Below are 17891 nucleotides of genomic sequence, written 5' to 3'. Positions count from 1 at the left end.
AGCCCATCCTCGGCTGCCGTCAGGGGCCCAAGCCGAGCATGGGATCGGCTCTACAGCGGCCAGCCCGCGCGCTCAGGGCAGCTGCGTGCGTACCCGGGCGAAGCGGCGCAGGTCGTGCAGCTCACCCCGCTTGTAGATCGCGCAGCGATCCACGCCCTCTTCCTGGAAGCCGTTCTTTTCCAGCACCCGTGCCGAGCCGAGGTTGAAGTCGACCACCCCGGCCTGCAGCCTGAACAGGCGCAGTTCGTCCATCACCCACGGCGCGAACAGGCCGACCACGCGGGTCATCAGGCCCTGGCCCCAGTAGGCCTGGCCCAGCCAGTAGCCAAGTTCAGCCATATGACCGCGCTCTGCCACGCCCTGCTGGGCGCCGACACTGCCGCAGGCCTGGCCGTCGATCTCGATGGCCAGGTTCAGGGTGCCGGGGGCCAGTACGCGGCCGGCGAGGAAGGCCTCGCCATCCTCGCGCGTGTACGGGTACGGGAAGCGATCACGCAGGCCCCGCGACACCTCGGCATCGTTGGCATGGCGCAGCAGTGATTCCAGATCATCCGCGCGCCAGGGGCGCAGCTGGAAGCCATCGCCCCGCAGCAACGTGGTCGGATCAGGCATGGCCACCCACCGAGGGCGATTCCGCTTCCTGCTTCTCCAGCTCGCGTTTCACCGCTTCCGGCGAACGGGTGTACGGGGCCAGCCGCGCGTAGAACGCCGGCACCACGAACAGCGACAGGAAGGTCGAAAGGGTCACGCCGAAGATGATCACGATGCCGATCGTGCCACGGCTGGCCGAACCGGGGCCACCGGCCACCACCAGCGGGATCGCGCCGACCACGGTGGCGATCGAGGTCATCAGGATCGGGCGCAGGCGCACCATCGCCGATTCGATGATCGCCTCGCGCACGGTTCTTCCGTCGTCGCGCAGCTGGTTGGCGAATTCGACGATGAGGATGCCGTTCTTCGCGGCCAGGCCGACCAGCATGACGATGCCGATCTGGCTGAACAGGTTCACCGTGCCGCCACTCACCCACAGGCCGACCAGCGCACCGAGCACACCCAGCGGCACGGTCAGCATGATGGTGAGCGGGTGGATGAAGCTTTCGAACTGCGCGGCCAGCACCAGGTAGACCACCAGTAGGGCCATCGCGAAGGTCAGCAGCACTGCGCCACCGGCACTCTGGTACTCGCGCGATTCGCCCTTCCAGTTCACCTGCGCATACTGCGGCAGCTCTTCACGCGTGACCTGCTGCGCCCAGGCGATGGCCTCACCCAGCGGATACCCCGGCGCCAGGCCAGCGTTGATGGTGATCGAGCGCAGGCGGTTGAAGCGGTTCAAGGTGCCGGCCTCGGCCACTTCGCTCAGCGTGACCAGGTTGGACAGCGGTACCAGTTCGCCGGAAGTCGCGCGCACGCGGATCGCAGCCAGGTCGGCCGGGCTGGCGCGGCCGTCGCGACCGGCCTGCACGAGCACGTCGTACTCCTCGCCGTTGTCGACGAAGGTGGTGACGCGGCGCGAACCCATCATGGTTTCCAGCGCCGATCCGATCGCGGTGACCGGCACGCCGAGGTCGGCCGCGCGCTGGCGGTCGATGTTGACCCGCATCTGCGGCCGCGTTTCCTTGTAGTCCGAGTCCGGGCCGACCAGGCCGGGATTGTCGGCCATGCGCAGCAGGATGCGGTCGCGCCACTGCGCGATCTCGGCGTACTCCGGCCCACCCAGCACGATCTGGAACGGCTGCCCGCCGCTGCGCACCAGGCCACCACCGACCTGGGTACGCACGCGCACGCCGCGGATGGTGTCCAGTTCCTTCTGCAGCTCATTGGCCACATCCGGCGTGCCCTCGCTACGCTGGCGCCACGGCTGCAGGAAGATGCTGACGCGGCCGGTGTGCATTTCCTCGCTGGCGCCCCAGCCGCCCGGCACGCGCGGGTTGGCACGCACGATGGGTTTGTCCGGGCCGACATGCGGTGCCAGCATCGCTTCCACCTGCTGCACCTGCTGCACGGTGTAGTCGTAGCCGGCGCCCTCCGGGCCGTCGATCATGATCTGGAACGAACCGCGGTCTTCGGCTGGCGCCAGCTCCGACGGCAGCAGCTTGAGCAGGCCCCAGCTGGCAGCCAGCGCGGCCACCATCACCAGCAGGTAGATCCAGGTGCGGTCGACATGGTGGTCGAGCACGCGGCCATAGCCCGAGGCCAGGCGCTCCAGATTGCGGTTGATGAAGCCATGCAGGCCACGTGGTGCCTGTCCGGTATGCGGCTTGAGCAGCTTGGAGGCCATCATCGGCGTCAACGTCAGCGCCACGAAGGCGGACAACGCCACCGCCGCCGCCAGCGCCACCGCCAGTTCGCGGAACAGGCGCCCGGTATTGCCTTCCAGGAAACCGACCGGCAGGAACACCGCCACCAGCACGGCGGTGGTGGCGATCACCGCGAAGGCAACCTGCGTGGTACCGCGTTTGGAGGCCACCAGTGGGGGCTCGCCCAGGTCGATGCGGCGCTGCACGTTCTCCACCACCACGATCGCATCGTCCACCACCAGGCCGATGCACAGCACTAGCGCCAGCAGGGTGAGCAGGTTGATCGAGAAGTCGAACGCATACAGCGCGATGAACGCCGCGACCAGGCACACCGGTACCGTCACCGCCGGAATCAGTGCGGCGCGGAAGCTGCCGAGGAACAGCCAGATCACCGCCAGCACCAGGATCATCGCCTCCACCAGCGTGGCGTAGACGCGGTCCACGGCGGCTTCGATGAAGGTGGTGTTGTCGAACGCAACAAAGATCTGCGTGCCCTTGGGCAGCGACAGCGCCACCCGCTCGGCTTCAGCGCGCGCGGTGCGCGCCACGTCCAGCGAGTTGGCGGTGGAGGTTTTGACGATACCCAGGCCGATGCCCGGCTCGCCGTTACTGCGGTAGTAGGCGCGGCGCTCGGCCGAGGCCAGTTCGATCTTCGCCACGTCGCCCATGCGCACCACATAGCCGTCGCGGCCCTTGCCCAGCGGGATGGTCGCGAAGTCTTCCGGCTTGATGTAGTTGCGCTCCACGCGCAGGGTGAAATCGCGGTCGGTCGACTCGATGCGGCCGGCCGGCAGTTCCACGTTCTCGTTGCGCAGTGCGGTTTCCACATCGCCGGTGGTCAGCCCTCGTGCGGCCAGCTGGTCACGGTCCAGCCAGATGCGCATTGCATAGCGCTGGCGGCCGCCGATGCGGACCTGGGCCACGCCGTCGAGGCTGGAGAAGCGATCGACCACGTAGCGGTCGGCGTAATCGCTCAGCTCCAGCGTGTCCATGGTCGAGGAGACCATGTTGAACCAGATGATCGGGTCGGCATCGCTTTCGACCTTGGCGATTTCCGGCGGCCGCGCTTCTTCCGGCATGCGGTCGGCGACACGGCTGACCGCATCGCGCACGTCATTGGCCGCCGCTTCGATATCGCGGTTGGAAGTGAACTCGATGCTGACCTGCGAGCGGCCGTTGGTGCTGCGCGCATTGATCGTATCGATGCCTTCGATGCCAGCCAGTGCATCTTCCAGAACCTGGGTGATGCGGCTTTCGATGACCGCCGCCGAGGCGCCGGTGTAGTCCACCGACACCGACACGATCGGCGGATCGATGGCGGGCAGTTCGCGCAGGGTCAGGCGGGTGAAGGACATCACGCCCAGCACCAGCAACAGCAGGCTCATCACCACGGCGAACACCGGCCGCTGGATGGAGATGTCGGACAGCTTCATCCGCCGTGGCCCTCGGCCGCGACCGGCGCCGGCGCGTCAGCCGGCTTCGCACCGCTGGCCGGTGCCGCATCCTTGGCCGCGACCTTCAGGCCCGGGCGCAGCTTGCCGGTGCCATCGACCACGATGCGCTGGCCCGCTTCCAGGCCCTGCTTGATCTCGACCACGCCGGCACGGCGTGCGCCGGTGATCACGTCCACGCGCTCGACGCTGTCGTCGGCGGTGATGCGGTACACGAAGGTATCGCGACCGACCTGCACCACGGCGATTTCCGGAATCACCAGCGCCGGGCGCTCGGGGTGGAACAGGCGCACGTCCAGCAGCATGCCCGGGCGCAGGGCATGGTCACCGTTGGCGAAGTCGGCACGCACGGTCACCGCGCGGGTGGCCGGATCGATGCGTGCGTCGATGGTGCTGACCACGCCCTCGAAAGTACGGCCCGGCCACGCCACGCTGGTGGCACTGACCTTGTCACCGACGCCCAGCGCGGCCAGCTCCACTTCCGGCACCTGGAAATCGATGTGCATGTGCTCGATGTCATCGAGCGTGGCGATCACCGTGGTCGGCGTCAGCAGCGTGCCCGGGCTGACCTGGCGGATGCCGAGCACACCGGCGAACGGCGCACGCACGCGACGGTCACCGATGTCCGACTGCATCTGCGCCACACGCGCCTCGGCAGCATCGCGGATCGACTTCTGCGTATCCAGCGTGGCGCTGGAGACCAGCCGCTGCGCGGCCAGCTCGCGCTGGCGCTTGTACAGCTGGTCGGCCTCATGGAAGGTGGCCTGCGCCTGCACCAGCGCGGCCTCCTGGGCCTGCCCGCGCAGGGTTACGATCGGCGCACCGGCAGCAACATGCTGGCCGCTTTCGAAGTGCACCTTCTCGACGATCTCGCTGACCTTGGCGGTGACGCTGATGGATTCGCGCGCCTTGGCCGTACCCAGTGCCTGCAGCGTGTCGTTCCACTGCGTGGACTGCACGACCTGCGCGGTGACCGGCACCGCTTCTCCCTGCCGACGGGCGGCGGCCTCCTGTTTGCCCGCGCACCCGGCCAGCACGGCCAGGCAGAGGCCAAGGGCCAGGGTCGAAGCGATGCGAGCCAACATGAACGGTCCTGAGTGATCCACGGCCGCCGAGTGTAGGCAAGCGCCCGCAGAAGCGATATGTGCCAAGCGTTTACCGGCGTGGAACCGGCGTCGCGATAGCGCCGTGAACCCGTTCCGTGCAAGGCTGGCAGCAGCGGTGTCGGCATGTGTCGAGGTGTATCCAGCCGTGCACCGCAGGCGTTGCCATCGTAGAGTCGAAGCTGCCCGGCAGAGGGCGTCGGGCGGGGACGGATCCTGGCGGGGATCCGGCCCCGGTTTTTTTCATCCGGCGGATCAGTACCGGTAGTTCACCTTCATCCACAGGCTGCGGCCCGGCTCGTTGATGCGCACCGGATCGGCCGGGAAACCGAAGTCGGCGCTGCCGGCCAGATTCAGGTGCTCGCTGTAGGCGCGGTCGAACAGGTTGTCGACGCCCGCACTGAGCTGCAGCTGCGAACTGAAGCGGTAGGCTGCGTTGAGCCCGAAGGTGGCGAAGCCGGCACTCGGCCCCAGGTCCTGCGCGACCACATTGCCCTGGCCATCGGCGACGCGATGCTGGTGGGTCACCGCGCGCAGCAGCGCACCGGCACTCCAGCGCTCGCCTTCCCAGTTCGCGCTCAGGCGTGCTTCCAGCGGTGGCATCTGCGGCAACGGACGCTGCTGGTCGCGGTTCTCGCCCCAGGCATAGGCCAGCGTGCCACCCAGCTTCCACTGCTCGGCCAGGCTCACTTCCAGCCCGGCTTCGGCACCGGCAATGCGCGCATCGACGTTGCGGGCCTGGCTCATGCCCATCATGCCGCTGCCGTGGTAGGTGAACAGGATGTAGTCCTGGATCTGCCCGGCGTACGCCGAAACCCACGCCTGCACGCGCGGCCCCTTGTACTGCAGGCCGACGTCGAGCTGGGTGGTGCGCTCGGGCTGCACGCCGGTGAACGCGTTCACTGCACCGGCCGGGCCATGGTTGGGCGAGAACAGCTCCCAGTAGTCGGGCATGCGCTCACTGTGACCGAGGCCGGCGTACCAGGTCAGGCCATCGGCCAGGTCCTGCTCGTAACGCAGGAAACCGCTGCCGAGCCATTCCTTGCGCGTCTGCCCGGCGCTGGGATTGGGCCGGTTGCCCATCATGCCGCGGATCGATTGCCGCTCATCGCGGGCGCTGGCACGGTCGATGCGCAGGCCACTGATCCAGCGCTGGTCGGTGCCGACGCCCAGGGTCAACTCGGTGAACACGCCGTAGCGGCGGAAGTTGGCATCGGTCTCCCAGGCGGCCTGGCGGTAGGTGTCGCGGCCCATGCCCATGCGGCCACGATGGCGGCTGTCTTCGCCATCCACACCGGCCACCAGCTGTACGTCCTGCCAGCGCCACTCGGAACTGACCCGGCCGCCCTGGGTACGGCGGTCCACGTTCGAGGCCATCGGCATCGGCATCATGCTGTGCGGGTTCGGCGTGCGCAGCGTGTAGTTGTCCATCACATGGTCGGCTTCGTTGTAGTACACGTTGGCCTGCAACGTATCCCACGCACCGGGCAGGTTGCGCTTCTCGAAGCGCGCGGCATAACTGGTGCGTTCGAACGCAGCACCGTCCATGCCGCGCCCGGCGTAGCGCGCAATGGCATCGCCGGCACCGGCGGAGATTTCCAGCAGCGTGTCGGCATCCGGCGTCCAGCCGATGGCCACGTCACCGTTCCACTTGCGCCACTTCGACGGCACCACATCACCGTGGCCGTCCTTGTAGTCATCGGCCTCGGAACGGTTGCCGCTGGCGCGCACGTAGCCGGTCGGATTGCCCAGGGTCAGGTCCAGCACCTGGTCATTGCGGTGGCGCGAACCAACCAGCGCACTGGCATCGGCACGCAGCCCCGGTTCGTCGAAGCGCGGCGTATCGCGCTCGAAACGCACGGTGCCAGCCGACGCACCTGCGCCCCAGCGCACGCTCTGCGGCCCCTTGATGATGGTCAGCCGGTCGAAGCTCTCCGGCGCGATGTAGGACAGCGGATTGTCCATGCGCGACGGGCAGGCACCGATCAGGTTGCCATCGTTGCTGAGGATGTTCAGCCGCGAACCGAACATGCCGCGCAGCACCGGGTCGCCGTTGGTGCCGCCATTGCGGATGGCGGAGAAGCCGGGGACGGTCTTCAGGTAATCGGCACCGTCGCTGGCCGGCACAGGCTGCCGCGGCAGGCGCGGATCGGTCACCCAGTGCAGCGGCGAGGACGGTGCGGCGGCGGTGACCACCATCGTGTCGAGGGTGCGCGCCTGCTCGGCAGGCGCAGCATGGGCCAGTGACGCGGCCACGGCCAGGCCCAGGGCAACCGGCAGGCGCGCGCAGGCGCCCGCGGGGCGGGAAGTCATTTTCATCGGAACAGCTCCAAAGTACGCACGCGCGCACGGCGCCCGGTCAGGCGTCGTGCGGCAGATTCGATAGGGACATCAGCGGACGATGGCGGGGCGCGGTGGCCCACGAGCGGCGTGCGCCGGCCAACGCAGTGCCGGCAGCACCTGTTGCGACCACGGGAACACCAGGCGCGGCCGCCACAGCAGCGGCAACAGCAGCACCAGCACTGCAAGCCACGGCAGCAGGCGCATGGCCAGCACGCAGTATTCGCAGGCTTCGCCGTGCATGGCGTGGGGGTCGGCGGGGCGGTTGGGCGCTGCCGGCGCAGCACCGTGCCGATCGTGCCCGGCCATGGTCATGCCGTGCATGTCATGGCCCATGGCGGCGTGGTCCATGCCTGCCATCGCGGCGTACTCCATCGGCGGCGCCTGCAGCGCGCGGCTGACCAGTGGCGCAAGCACCATCAGCAGCGTCGCCAGGACGGCGAGCTGGAGCAGAAGGCGCTGCGGGCGGGACAGGCGGGTCACCCCGCTAGTGTAGAGCCGGGTCCAGGGTTGCCCTGTGCGACGAACCGTCGCAGGAGGGATTTATCGGCAGGGCTGCGCCCTGCACCCGCCGAATCAACGTCAACGTCAACGTCAACGTCAAAAGCGGGCAATCCGTGGGATGGCGGGGCGGGTCCGGTTGCGGGAGACGCCGTAAACCCATCCATGGGGGCTTGGCCGCGGCATCCATGCCGCGGACACTCCCGCAACCGGACCCACCCCGCCTTCGACAGATCTCCGCGATCTGCAGTAGATCCACGCCATGCGTGGATGAATCTCCATCGGAATCGAATATTTCGAATTGGAATCGAAAAGAATCCACGCATGGCGTGGATCTACCGTGTCGACCAAGGTCGACACCTACCAACAGCCATCGGAATCTGTCAGAGGTGGGGCGGTGTGGGCAGGCAGGACCGTTGGCGCCATGGATGGCGCCATCGAGCCCCCAGGGGTGAGGGCGCTTTGCTTGCGAAGCACTGCTTCGCAAGCGCCCGAACGCACAGCCGCCAGCGGCTGGGCCGGACCCCGGAGGGGGGTTTACGGCGTGTCCTGCCTGCCCACACCGCCCCGCCCCCCACGGAAGCCAGCTGTTGCTGTTGCTTCAGCTGTTGCTTCAGCTGTTGCTGTTGCTTCGGCTTTTGCCATTGATTCGGCAGGTGCAGGGCTGCAAGCCCTGCTCGACCAACCCCTCACACCGTGATGGTCTGGGTCAGTGACTCCCACGTCGGTGGCACCGGCCACGCTGCCGCCTGGTTGCCATCCAGCACCCGCCGCAGATCGCGCGGATCAATCTGCGGTGCCAGCACATGCACCAGCTCCAGCGCGTAATCACGTAGCACGCGGTCGCGCGGCAGCACCGCCCAGGCAATGCACTCGCTGATCGGGTCCGGCGCCGGCCACGAGCGCAGGTCTTCATCGTTGGAACTGACCGCCATCTCGGCCAGCAGGCCTACGCCAAGACCCGTACGCACGTAGGTCTTGATCAGGTCCGCATCGAGCGCGGTCAGTGCCAGGTCGGGCACCAGCCCATTGGCGGCGAAGGCGCGTTGCAGCGACGAGTTCGGACGGGTCGAGGATTCGTAGCTGATCAATGGCTGGCGGGCCAGCGCGGCCAGGTCCGGGGCGCGGCCGGCGCGGTCCAGCGGGTGGCCCTTCGGCACCACCACCAGACGCCGCCAGCGGAACAGCGGCACCGCGATGCCATCGGTGGGCTCACCGCCGGCGGTGCTGATGATGGCGATATCCGCGTCACCCTGGTTCAAGCGGTCCAGCGCGTCGGCTTCGCCGGCCTGCTGCAGGTGCACGCTGACCTGCGGGTAGGCCTGCTTGATCGCTGCCACCGCCGGCGGCAGCACGAAGCGCGCCTGGGTGTGGGTGGTGGTCAGGATCAGCTGGCCCTGGCTCTCGCGGCGCTGGTTGGCCGCGTAGGTGCGGATGTTGTTGGCCTCGGCCAGCACCGCGCGGGCGCGGGCGATCACTTCGGTGCCGGCCGGAGTGACCGACTCCAGGCTGCGGCCCTTGCGCACGAACAACAGGAAGCCGAGCTCGTCTTCCAGCTGCTTGAGCTGCTTGGACAGGCCAGGCTGGGTGGCATGCACGCGCGAGGCGGCGAGCGTGATGTTCAGCTCGGCGTCGGCGATGGCAACCAGGTAGCGCAGCTGGGTCAGCGTCATGGGAGGCAGGCGGCGTGGGGCGGAAGTCCACTCTAGGGTCATTTGCCGTCACCAGCTTATAACCAAAGGTTGTTTAAGAAAGGTATCTGGTCATTTCCGGGCGTCATATGCCGGCGCTACGGTCAGCCGGCAGCCGCTGGCCTGAACAGCCAGCCCTCCCCCTTCGCCCGCCGAAGCCCGGCGCGGCCCCGTTTCCGGAGCGCTTCCATGGCCCTGTACGACTCCATCCTCGATACCGTCGGCAACACCCCCATCGTCAGGCTGCAGCGCCTGGCGCCCCCGCAGGTCAGCGTCTACGCCAAGGTCGAGTCGTTCAACCCGGGCGGCTCGGTGAAGGACCGCCTGGCGCTGGCGATCATCCTCGACGCCGAAGCGCGTGGCGTGCTCAAGCCGGGCGACACCATCGTCGAAGCCACGTCAGGCAACACCGGCGTGGCACTGGCGATGGTCGCCGCCGCGCGCGGCTACAAGTTCGTGGCGACCATGGTCGAAACCTTCTCGGTGGAGCGCCGCAAGCTGATGCGCGCCTATGGCGCCAAGGTGATCCTGACCCCGGCCGCCGAACGCGGCAGCGGCATGGTGCGCAAGGCCGCCGAACTGGCCGAACAGCACGGTTGGTTCCTGGCCAGCCAGTTCGCCAACCCGGCCAACCCGGCGTACCACCGCAACACCACCGCCGCCGAGATCCTGCGCGACTTCGCCGGCAAGCGGCTGGACTACTTCGTCAGCGGCTGGGGCACCGGCGGCACGCTCACCGGTGTTGGCGAAGTGCTGAAGGTCGCGCGCCCGCAGACCCGCATCATCGCCACCGAACCGGCCGGCGCCGCACTGTTGAAGGGCGATGACTGGAAGCCACACAAGATCCAGGGCTGGACGCCGGATTTCGTGCCGGACGTGCTCAACCGCGATGTGGTGGATGAACTGGTAACGGTGGACGATGACCGCGCGATCGCCACCGCACGCCGACTGGCTGCAGAAGAAGGCATCTTCGTCGGCATCTCCGCCGGCGCTACCGTGGCCAGCGCGCTGGACGTGGCGGCCCGTGCTGAACCGGGCGCGGTGATCCTGGCGATGCTGCCGGACACCGGTGAACGCTATTTTTCCACGCCGCTGTTCGCCGATGTGAATGAGGGTTCCGACGACGACTGGCTGGCCGGCCTGCCGTAATGCACAGGGTCGGATCCTTTTTCCGTCGGAAAAAGGCTCTGCCCCGCTTGTGCTTCAGCCTGCGTGAAGGCGTCGCCCGCCATCGTGCGTGAAGGCCGTCGGATCGCAGCGCGTGAGACGGTCATGACGCAGTATCGATGCCCTGTCCCCTACCGTGGGAACAGCCGGCGCAGATGCTGCGCGGAACACCTCACAGGCAGGAGACGGACGCATGAAGATCGAAGTTTGGCAGGGCGACATCACGACCCTGGCGGTGGATGCGATCGTCAACGCGGCCAATGAAACACTGCTCGGTGGCGGCGGTGTCGACGGTGCGATCCATCGTGCCGCGGGCCCTGCGCTGCTGGCCGAGTGCGAGCAACTGCCGGAGCTGCGCCCGGGCGTGCGTTGCCCGACCGGCGAAGTGCGCGCCACCGACGCTTATGCATTGCCGGCGCAGCATGTACTGCACACGGTGGGCCCGGTCTGGCACGACGGCCAGCGCGACGAACCGGCATTGCTGGCCAACTGCTACTGGAAATCGCTGCAGCTGGCCGAGTCGCTGGGCGTGCAGTCGATCGCGTTCCCGGCGATCAGCTGCGGTGTGTATGGCTATCCGCTGTACCAGGCCGCGCAGATCGCAGTGACGGAAACACTGGCGTGGCAGCGCAGCCATGCACAGCCGATGCGCATCGTGCTGGTGGCGTTCAACACTGCCACGGCAAAGGCCTACCAGCAGGCATTGAGCGCTGCGGGACAAAGCACGGACAACGAACCGCGCGGGTCGGTGCTGCCGCCGCTGGGCGATGCAGGCTTCGCCGCTGCGCACTGAACCGCAGCGCTGCTGGTAAAAGAAAAGGCCGGGCATTGCCCGGCCTTTTCCGTTGCATCGTTGTCGTCATCCACGCGCGGCGTGGATCACGCTCAACGGCTGGCAGCTTCCACCGCAGCAGCGGCGTCATCGGCCACAGCAGCGGCAGCATCGGCCGCGGCACGTGCCGCCGAGGCCGCAGCTCCGTCGGCGCTGGCACCCTCGACCTGCACGCGCACTTCCACCATGCCCGCACCATTGTTCAGGCTGGACACGTCCACGGTGTAGTGACCGGCCGGCAGGGTCTCTTCCAGGCGCGAATTGGTACCGCTGCCACCGTCATCATCGGTCAGCTCGACGTCGCCGCCGACCACGCGCAGCACGGTATCGACCTGGCTGGAAATCGCATCCAGGCGCACGTCGGCCGGGCGATCCAGGGTCAGCAGGAAGCGGCGGCGGCCGTCGTTGTCGAGCATCGTGTACACGCTGCCCGACTTCGGCAGCGCTGTGCCATCGCGTTCCACCAGATTGCCGGGCAGCTCGATGCGGTTGGCCGACAGGGTGAACATGCCGTTGACGCCGTCGCCCAGACCGCGTGCAGTGAGGGTGTACTTGCCCGGCTTCAGTGACAGGGTCAGGCGCGAGTTGGTGCTGTCCCCGCCATCGTCATTTTCGGCGTCCACGCCCTGGCCCGACAGCTTCAGCACCGGATCGAAGACATCCGACACCAGGCGGATCTCGTACAGGCCGGCCTTGTCCACCTGCAGGGTGTAGTCCTGGGAACCACCGGCCAGCATGTCGACGATCTCGCCGCTGCCCGCCAGCGGCTTGCCGTCGTACGGCACCAGCTTCTCGGCGCGCAGGCGGTACGGACCGTAATCGGTCGAGCCGTTGGCGTTGACCGCTACCTGGTAGGTGCCGCCACCGTTGGCACGGAAGGCCAGCGAGACGTCGCCCTCGCGCTCGTAGCCGGTGTTGCTGCTGGCCACCAGGCTGCCGTTGTTGAAGACGGCGATCGAGCCGCTCAGCGAGCCGGTCAGCTTCAGCCCAACCAGCTGCTTGTCTTCCAGCTTGATCTGGTAGAGCTGGTGATGGCTGCCGTCGTTGTAGTTGATGCCGCTGCGCGAGGTGATCTCGCCGGACACCGGCTTGTCGAAATCGAGCGACGCGGCCTTGCCTGCGTCACCACCGCCGCCGAGACGGTTGCAACCGCCGGCGACCAGGACCGTGGCGACGGCCAGTGTGATTGCTGCCAAACGCATGTTGTTTCTCCTTGGCCTTCCATGTGGTTCCCACGCACCGGCCGGGCGCGTGGGGGCGGAAACGATACCCGCAAAAGCAAACGCCGGCGTGATGCCGGCGTTGCCTTGTTCATCCAGCGATGGGACGGATCAACCGTTCCACTTGCCCAGCGCGGCCAGGCCGTTGTCCTTGGCGCGCTCGTACACGGTCTTCTGGGCAGCAGCGTAGTTGCCCTTCATGTCCTTGGCCCACAGCTTCAGCGCGGCCTGCTGCATGGCGCGGCCGTAGGAGAAGCTCAGCGGCCACGGCAGGTTGCCCAGCTGGTTCATCGCGTTCAGGTGCTCGGTGGACTGCTCGTCGCTCTGGCCACCGGACAGGAACACCACGCCCGGCAGGATGGCCGGCACGGTGCTCTTCAGGCACATCACGGTCGACTCGGCCACTTCCTCGACGTCGGCCTGCTCATCGCAGCCCTTGCCGGAGATGACCATCGAGGCCTTCAGGATGGTGCCTTCCAGCAGCACGTTCTGCTGGTACAGGGCGTCGAACAGCGAACGCAGGGTGGCTTCGGTGACTTCGTAGCAGGTCTCGATGTCGTGGTCGCCGTCCATGATCACTTCCGGCTCGACCATCGGCACCAGGCCACATTCCTGGCACAGCGCGGCATAGCGGGCCAGCGCGTGGGCGTTGGACTCGATGCAGGTGCCCGACGGAATGCTTTCGCCGATGTTGATCACCGCACGCCACTTGGCGAAGCGCGCACCCAGCTTGTAGTACTCCTGCAGGCGTTCGCGCAGGCCGTCCAGGCCTTCGGTCACCAGCTCGCCCGGGCAGCCGGCCAGCGGGTGCGCACCCTTGTCCACCTTGATGCCCGGAATCATGCCGTGGTCGGCCATGTACTTGGCGAACGGCACGCCGTCCTTGGTCGACTGACGGATGGTTTCGTCAAACAGGATGGCGCCGGAAATGTGCTCGTTGAGCTTCGGCGTGGTCAGCAGCAGTTCGCGGTAGGCACGACGGTTCTCCTCGGTGTTCTCGATACCGACGCCAGCGAAACGCTTGGCGATGGTAGCGGTGGATTCGTCGATCGCGATGATGCCCTTGCCCGGGGCAACCATGGCCTGGGCGGTTTCAGCCAGCTGTTCGATGCTCATGTACTTCCTGTGGCGGGTGCGGGAAAAACGTAAGTATAGCCCCGCCGCCCGTTGCGCCGACGTGCAGGCCAGTCTGGAAACGATTCCAATGTCCGCACCGGACAGGCGATGTCCTGTTGCGCCGGGTCAGAGCCCCTTTGCGGATCTGACCCTGGGTCGAATCCGCACGGCGGCTCCGACCCGGGGCCGACGGGGTTTACAGATCGCCCAGGCCGCTGGCGCGGCCGTCTTCACCCACTTCCAGCAGGCGCAGGGTGTTGGTCGCGCCCAGGGTTTCCATGTGCTCACCGCTGGTGAACACGACGCGGTCACCGGCCTGCAGCAGTTCGGCTTCCACCAGCAGGCGGATGCTGCCGCGCGCGGCTTCGCGCGGGGTCAGGCCACGGCTGTCGAAGTTGATCGGGAACACATCGCGCATCAGGGCCATCTGGCGGCGCGCGCCGTCGTGGCGGGTGACTGCGAACACCGGCGCCTTGGCGCGGAAGCGCGACAGGTAGCGGGCGGTGCCACCGGATTCGGTCATCGCCACGATCGCACGCACGCCCACGTGCTGCGACAGGAACATGGTGGCCATGGCAATCGCCTGGTCGGCACGTTCCAGATTACGCGGCGAGGCGTTGAAGTCGGTCTCGGTCTGGAACTGGCGCTCGGCACCCAGGCAGATACGCGCCATCGCTTCCACCGCCTTGACCGGGTACGCACCGGCAGCGGTTTCAGCCGACAGCATCACCGCGTCGGTACCGTCGATGACCGAGTTGGCCACGTCCAGCACTTCGGCGCGGGTCGGGATCGGGCTTTCGACCATCGACTGCAGCATCTGCGTGGCCGTGATCACCACCTTGTTCTGTGCCAGCGAGGCCTTGATGATCTTCTTCTGCAGGCCCGGCAGTTCGGCGTCGCCGATTTCCACGCCGAGGTCGCCACGGGCCACCATCACCACGTCGCTGGCCTCGACGATCTCTTCCAGGTTCTCGATCGCTTCGGTGCGCTCGATCTTCGACACCAGCGCAGCATCGCAGCCATGCGAGCGGGCGATGTCACGGGCGTCGTTCATGTCCTGCGCGTTGCGGCAGAACGACACGGCGATGAAGTCGACACCGATCCTGGCGACGATGCCGATCAGCTCCTTGTCGCGCTCGGTCAGTGCGCCCAGCGAGAGGCCACCGCCCTGCTTGTTCAGGCCCTTGCGATCAGACAGCGCGCCGTCATTGAGCACGGTGTTGATGATGCGCTCGCCCTGCACCTCGACCACCTGCAGCTGCATCAGGCCATCATCGAGCAGCAGGACATCGCCCGGGCCGACGTCCTGCGGCAGGCCGAGGTAGCTGACGCCCACCTGGGTCGCATCGCCGGGGCCGGCGTTGGCGCTGGCGATCAGGTCGAAGCGGTCACCCGCCCTGAGCTGCACCTTGCCTTCGGCGAAGCGCTCGATGCGGATCTTCGGGCCCGGCAGGTCAGCCAGGATGCCCACTTCCACGCCCACGCGGGCCGCAGCGGCACGCACTTCGGCGGCACGCTTGGCCTGGCCGGAGGGATCGCCGTGGCTGAAGTTGAGGCGCACCACGTTGACGCCGGCGCGGAACAGATCCTCCAGCACGCCCGGCGGATCAGTGGCCGGACCGAGGGTGGCAAGGATCTTGGTGCGACGCTGACGCTCGAACATGGTGAATGGGCCTCTCCCGATAAAGAACGGAAATTAGCACATCCTTCACGCCGCATGTATACGGTTACAGCCTTGTGCTGCCTGACTTCGCGGGTCATGGAGCGGACATCGGCCGGACATACGCTGGCGCAGGCAGTTCTGTAGAGCCGAGCCCATGCTCGGCTGGGCATAGGCCGAAGCAGCCGAGCATGGGCTCGGCTCTACAGGAGCCTAGGCCAACAGCGTCGTCAGCTGCGCCGGCTCACGGGCCAGCTGGCCGGCACCGGCTTCGGTGAGTTCGACCTCACCGCCGAAACCCCACAGCACACCGACACTGCGCAGACCGTGGTGGCGTGCGCCTTCGATGTCCATGCGGCGGTCGCCGATCATCCAGCACTGCGCGGGCTGCACCTGCAGCCGACGCAGCGCCTCGCCCACCAGCTCCGGCTTGTGGCTGCGCGAGCCGTCCAGGGTCGAACCGACGATCTCCTCGAACAGCCCGCCGAACGGCAGGTGGGCGAGGATGCGGCGCGCATGCGGCTCGTTCTTGGCCGTGACCACCGCCAGGCGGTGGCCACGACCGTGCAGCGTGCGCAGGGTGTCTTCCACCTGCGGGTACACCGTATGCTCGCGCCAGCCCTCGGCGTCGAAGCGCTCACGGTAGTAGCCCACCGCCTGTTCCACCCGCGCCGGTTCAACGAACAGCGGCGCGAAGGTGGTCCGCAGCGACGGACCGATCCAGCCCAGCAGCGTCTCCTGCGGCGGCACCGGATGGTCCATCTTCTGCAGCGCGTAAGCGATGCAGGCGGTGATGCCCACCTGCGAATCGATCAGCGTGCCATCGAGGTCGAAGAACAGCACATCCTTGCCGCGCTCGGCACTCATGCGCCACGCGCGTCGAGTGCGGCCACCGCCGGCAGGGTCTTGCCTTCCAGGAACTCCAGGAACGCACCGCCGCCGGTGGAGATGTAGCTGACCTGCTGGGCGATATCGAACTTGTCGACCGCGGCCAGGGTGTCGCCGCCACCGGCGATGGAGAATGCCGGCGAGCTGGCGATGGCGCGGGCCAGCGCTTCGGTGCCCTTGCTGAAGGCTTCGAACTCGAACACGCCGACCGGGCCGTTCCAGACCACGGTGCCGGCCTTTTCGATCAGCTGCGCGTACTGCGCAGCGGTCTGCGGGCCGATGTCCAGGATCAGATCGTCTTCGGCAACCGCGTCGACCGCCTTCACTTCGGCAACCGCGTCCGGCATGAACTGCTTGGCGGTGACCACGTCCACCGGCAGCGGAATGTCGGCGCCACGCGCCTTGGCATCGGCCACGATCTTCTTGGCGGTATCCAGCAGGTCCGGCTCGTACAGCGACTTGCCGACGTTGTAGCCGGCGGCAGCAATGAAGGTATTGGCGATGCCACCACCGACGATCAGCTGATCGACCTTGCCGACCAAGTTGGCCAGCAGTTCCAGCTTGGTGCTGACCTTGCTGCCGGCGACGATGGCCAGCAGCGGCTTGGCCGGTGCATCCAGCGCCTGCGCCAGCGCGTCCAGTTCGGCCATCAGCAGCGGGCCACCGGCAGCCACCGGGGCGAAGCGGATGACACCGTGGGTGGAGGCCTGCGCACGGTGCGCGGTGCCGAAGGCATCCATCACGAACACATCGCACAGCGCCGCGTACTTCTTCGACAGGGCTTCATCGTCCTTGCCCTCGCCGACGTTCATGCGGCAGTTTTCCAGCAGCACCAGCTGGCCCGGCTGCACGTCGACGCCGTCGACCCAGTCGCGCACCAGCGGAACCTCGCGGCCGAGCAGCTCGGACAGGCGCTGGGCGACCGGCGCCAGCGACTCGGCTTCGCTCCACACGCCTTCCTTCGGGCGCCCCAGGTGCGAGGTGACCATCACCGCCGCGCCCTGCTCCAGCGCGCGCTTGAGCGTCGGCAGCGAAGCGGTGATGCGCTGTTCGGAAGTGATGCGGCCATTCTCGATCGGCACGTTCAGATCCTGGCGGATCAGCACGCGCTTGCCGGAGAGGTCGAGGTCGGTCATGCGGACGATGGACATGGGCAACTCTTTGGCTCAGGGACGGGGATGCCGGGTACGGCAGACGGCCATTGTATCGGGTGCGGGTGGTGGGAGGGTCGATGCCTGCGGCAGGCAGAGGCGCACGGCAACGGCAACAGCAACTGCCAAAGCGCTGACGCTTCATGATGCTGGGGGTGGGCCGGGGTGGTGTGGGCTCGCGGGGGCGTAAGCGCCATGGATGGCGCGCCCGAGCCTCCAGGGATGGATTCACGGCGTCCCCCGCGAGCCCACACCACCCCGGCCTCGACAGGTTCATGAGGCGGAGCGGACGGCAAAGGCAAGAGCGGTTTCTGATGTCGGAGAAAAATGTAGAGCCGAGCCCGTGCTCGGCTGGGTCTATCGCGAACAGCAGCCGAGCGTGGGCTCGGCTCTACAAAGAGCGCCCTGCCAAGCAGCTTTTGCTCTTCTTTTTTTCTTTCCGTGGGTGGACGCACACGGAAATTGTCAGAGGCC

Annotated in this window: 13 protein-coding genes; 2 read left to right on the top strand and 11 right to left on the bottom strand. The window is 67.3% G+C overall.

The window, feature by feature from the left end; genetic code table 11:
* Nucleotides 1-72: 72 nt before the first annotated feature.
* The 6 genes from RI032_RS13120 to RI032_RS13095 form a co-directional block, all read right to left on the bottom strand.
* Nucleotides 73-612, bottom strand: a complete 540-nt coding sequence (locus RI032_RS13120) for a GNAT family N-acetyltransferase (protein ID WP_029379754.1) — start codon at nt 610-612, stop codon at nt 73-75.
* Nucleotides 605-3730 (bottom strand): efflux RND transporter permease subunit, encoded by a 3126-nt coding sequence (locus RI032_RS13115; protein ID WP_010481452.1) that lies wholly within the window; start codon nt 3728-3730, stop codon nt 605-607. The genes RI032_RS13120 and RI032_RS13115 overlap by 8 nt, the downstream gene beginning before the upstream one ends.
* Entirely contained in the window at nt 3727-4833 is a 1107-nt protein-coding gene (locus tag RI032_RS13110; protein WP_010481451.1) for an efflux RND transporter periplasmic adaptor subunit, read from the bottom strand. Before RI032_RS13110 ends, RI032_RS13115 begins: the two co-directional genes overlap by 4 nt.
* Nucleotides 4834-5106: 273 nt before the next feature.
* Nucleotides 5107-7170, bottom strand: a complete 2064-nt coding sequence (locus RI032_RS13105) for a TonB-dependent copper receptor (protein ID WP_322547112.1) — start codon at nt 7168-7170, stop codon at nt 5107-5109.
* A gap of 72 nt (nt 7171-7242) precedes the next feature.
* Nucleotides 7243-7674: a DUF2946 family protein gene (locus tag RI032_RS13100; RefSeq protein ID WP_071306359.1), complete on the bottom strand. Its 432-nt coding sequence runs from the start codon at nt 7672-7674 to the stop codon at nt 7243-7245.
* 707 nt (nt 7675-8381) lie between these two features.
* Nucleotides 8382-9365 carry a LysR family transcriptional regulator gene (locus RI032_RS13095; RefSeq protein WP_010481448.1) on the bottom strand — a complete coding sequence of 328 codons (984 nt, stop codon included), beginning with the start codon at nt 9363-9365 and terminating at the stop codon, nt 8382-8384.
* A 207-nt stretch (nt 9366-9572) separates the two neighbouring features.
* Between RI032_RS13095 and cysK the strand changes: the two genes are divergently transcribed.
* Both cysK and RI032_RS13085 read left to right on the top strand, forming a co-directional pair.
* Entirely contained in the window at nt 9573-10532 is a 960-nt protein-coding gene (gene cysK, locus RI032_RS13090; protein ID WP_010481445.1) for a cysteine synthase A, read from the top strand.
* Nucleotides 10533-10743: 211 nt separating this feature from the next.
* Nucleotides 10744-11343 (top strand): O-acetyl-ADP-ribose deacetylase, encoded by a 600-nt coding sequence (locus tag RI032_RS13085; protein WP_010481443.1) that lies wholly within the window; start codon nt 10744-10746, stop codon nt 11341-11343.
* A gap of 92 nt (nt 11344-11435) precedes the next feature.
* On the opposite strand, the gene RI032_RS13080 is transcribed toward RI032_RS13085, so the two are convergent.
* The 5 genes from RI032_RS13080 to RI032_RS13060 all read right to left on the bottom strand — a co-directional run bounded on the left by RI032_RS13080 (nt 11436) and on the right by RI032_RS13060 (nt 17417).
* Nucleotides 11436-12584 carry an iron-sulfur cluster assembly protein gene (locus RI032_RS13080; protein ID WP_010481441.1) on the bottom strand — a complete coding sequence of 383 codons (1149 nt, stop codon included), beginning with the start codon at nt 12582-12584 and terminating at the stop codon, nt 11436-11438.
* Nucleotides 12585-12713: 129 nt separating this feature from the next.
* On the bottom strand, nt 12714-13718 hold the full coding sequence (locus RI032_RS13075; protein ID WP_010481439.1) for a class I fructose-bisphosphate aldolase: 1005 nt from the start codon (nt 13716-13718) through the stop codon (nt 12714-12716).
* 196 nt (nt 13719-13914) lie between these two features.
* A complete protein-coding gene (gene pyk / locus RI032_RS13070) occupies nt 13915-15381 on the bottom strand; it encodes a pyruvate kinase (RefSeq protein ID WP_322547111.1) in 1467 nt (488 codons plus the stop codon).
* Nucleotides 15382-15591: 210 nt separating this feature from the next.
* Nucleotides 15592-16245 carry an HAD hydrolase-like protein gene (locus RI032_RS13065; RefSeq protein WP_010481434.1) on the bottom strand — a complete coding sequence of 218 codons (654 nt, stop codon included), beginning with the start codon at nt 16243-16245 and terminating at the stop codon, nt 15592-15594.
* A complete protein-coding gene (locus RI032_RS13060) occupies nt 16242-17417 on the bottom strand; it encodes a phosphoglycerate kinase (protein ID WP_010481432.1) in 1176 nt (391 codons plus the stop codon). Before RI032_RS13060 ends, RI032_RS13065 begins: the two co-directional genes overlap by 4 nt.
* Nucleotides 17418-17891 lie beyond the last annotated feature (474 nt).

The organism is Stenotrophomonas geniculata (assembly GCF_034508895.1).
Lineage (GTDB): Bacteria > Pseudomonadota > Gammaproteobacteria > Xanthomonadales > Xanthomonadaceae > Stenotrophomonas > Stenotrophomonas geniculata.
The sequence above is the reverse complement of the archived record's forward strand: the minus strand, read 5'-3'. Positions and strand labels throughout refer to the sequence as shown.

Excerpts from the sequence above, each read along its gene's own strand:
- pyk (WP_322547111.1), bottom strand. The coding sequence starts at position 15,381 with ATGTTCGAGCGTCAGCGTCGCACCAAGATCCTTGCCACCCTCGGTCCG.
- RI032_RS13060 (WP_010481432.1), bottom strand. The coding sequence starts at position 17,417 with ATGTCCATCGTCCGCATGACCGACCTCGACCTCTCCGGCAAGCGCGTG.
- RI032_RS13065 (WP_010481434.1), bottom strand. The coding sequence starts at position 16,245 with ATGAGTGCCGAGCGCGGCAAGGATGTGCTGTTCTTCGACCTCGATGGC.
- RI032_RS13120 (WP_029379754.1), bottom strand. The coding sequence starts at position 612 with ATGCCTGATCCGACCACGTTGCTGCGGGGCGATGGCTTCCAGCTGCGC.
- RI032_RS13085 (WP_010481443.1), top strand. The coding sequence starts at position 10,744 with ATGAAGATCGAAGTTTGGCAGGGCGACATCACGACCCTGGCGGTGGAT.
- RI032_RS13075 (WP_010481439.1), bottom strand. The coding sequence starts at position 13,718 with ATGAGCATCGAACAGCTGGCTGAAACCGCCCAGGCCATGGTTGCCCCG.
- RI032_RS13115 (WP_010481452.1), bottom strand. The coding sequence starts at position 3,730 with ATGAAGCTGTCCGACATCTCCATCCAGCGGCCGGTGTTCGCCGTGGTG.
- RI032_RS13110 (WP_010481451.1), bottom strand. The coding sequence starts at position 4,833 with ATGTTGGCTCGCATCGCTTCGACCCTGGCCCTTGGCCTCTGCCTGGCC.
- RI032_RS13105 (WP_322547112.1), bottom strand. The coding sequence starts at position 7,170 with ATGAAAATGACTTCCCGCCCCGCGGGCGCCTGCGCGCGCCTGCCGGTT.
- RI032_RS13095 (WP_010481448.1), bottom strand. The coding sequence starts at position 9,365 with ATGACGCTGACCCAGCTGCGCTACCTGGTTGCCATCGCCGACGCCGAG.
- RI032_RS13080 (WP_010481441.1), bottom strand. The coding sequence starts at position 12,584 with ATGCGTTTGGCAGCAATCACACTGGCCGTCGCCACGGTCCTGGTCGCC.
- cysK (WP_010481445.1), top strand. The coding sequence starts at position 9,573 with ATGGCCCTGTACGACTCCATCCTCGATACCGTCGGCAACACCCCCATC.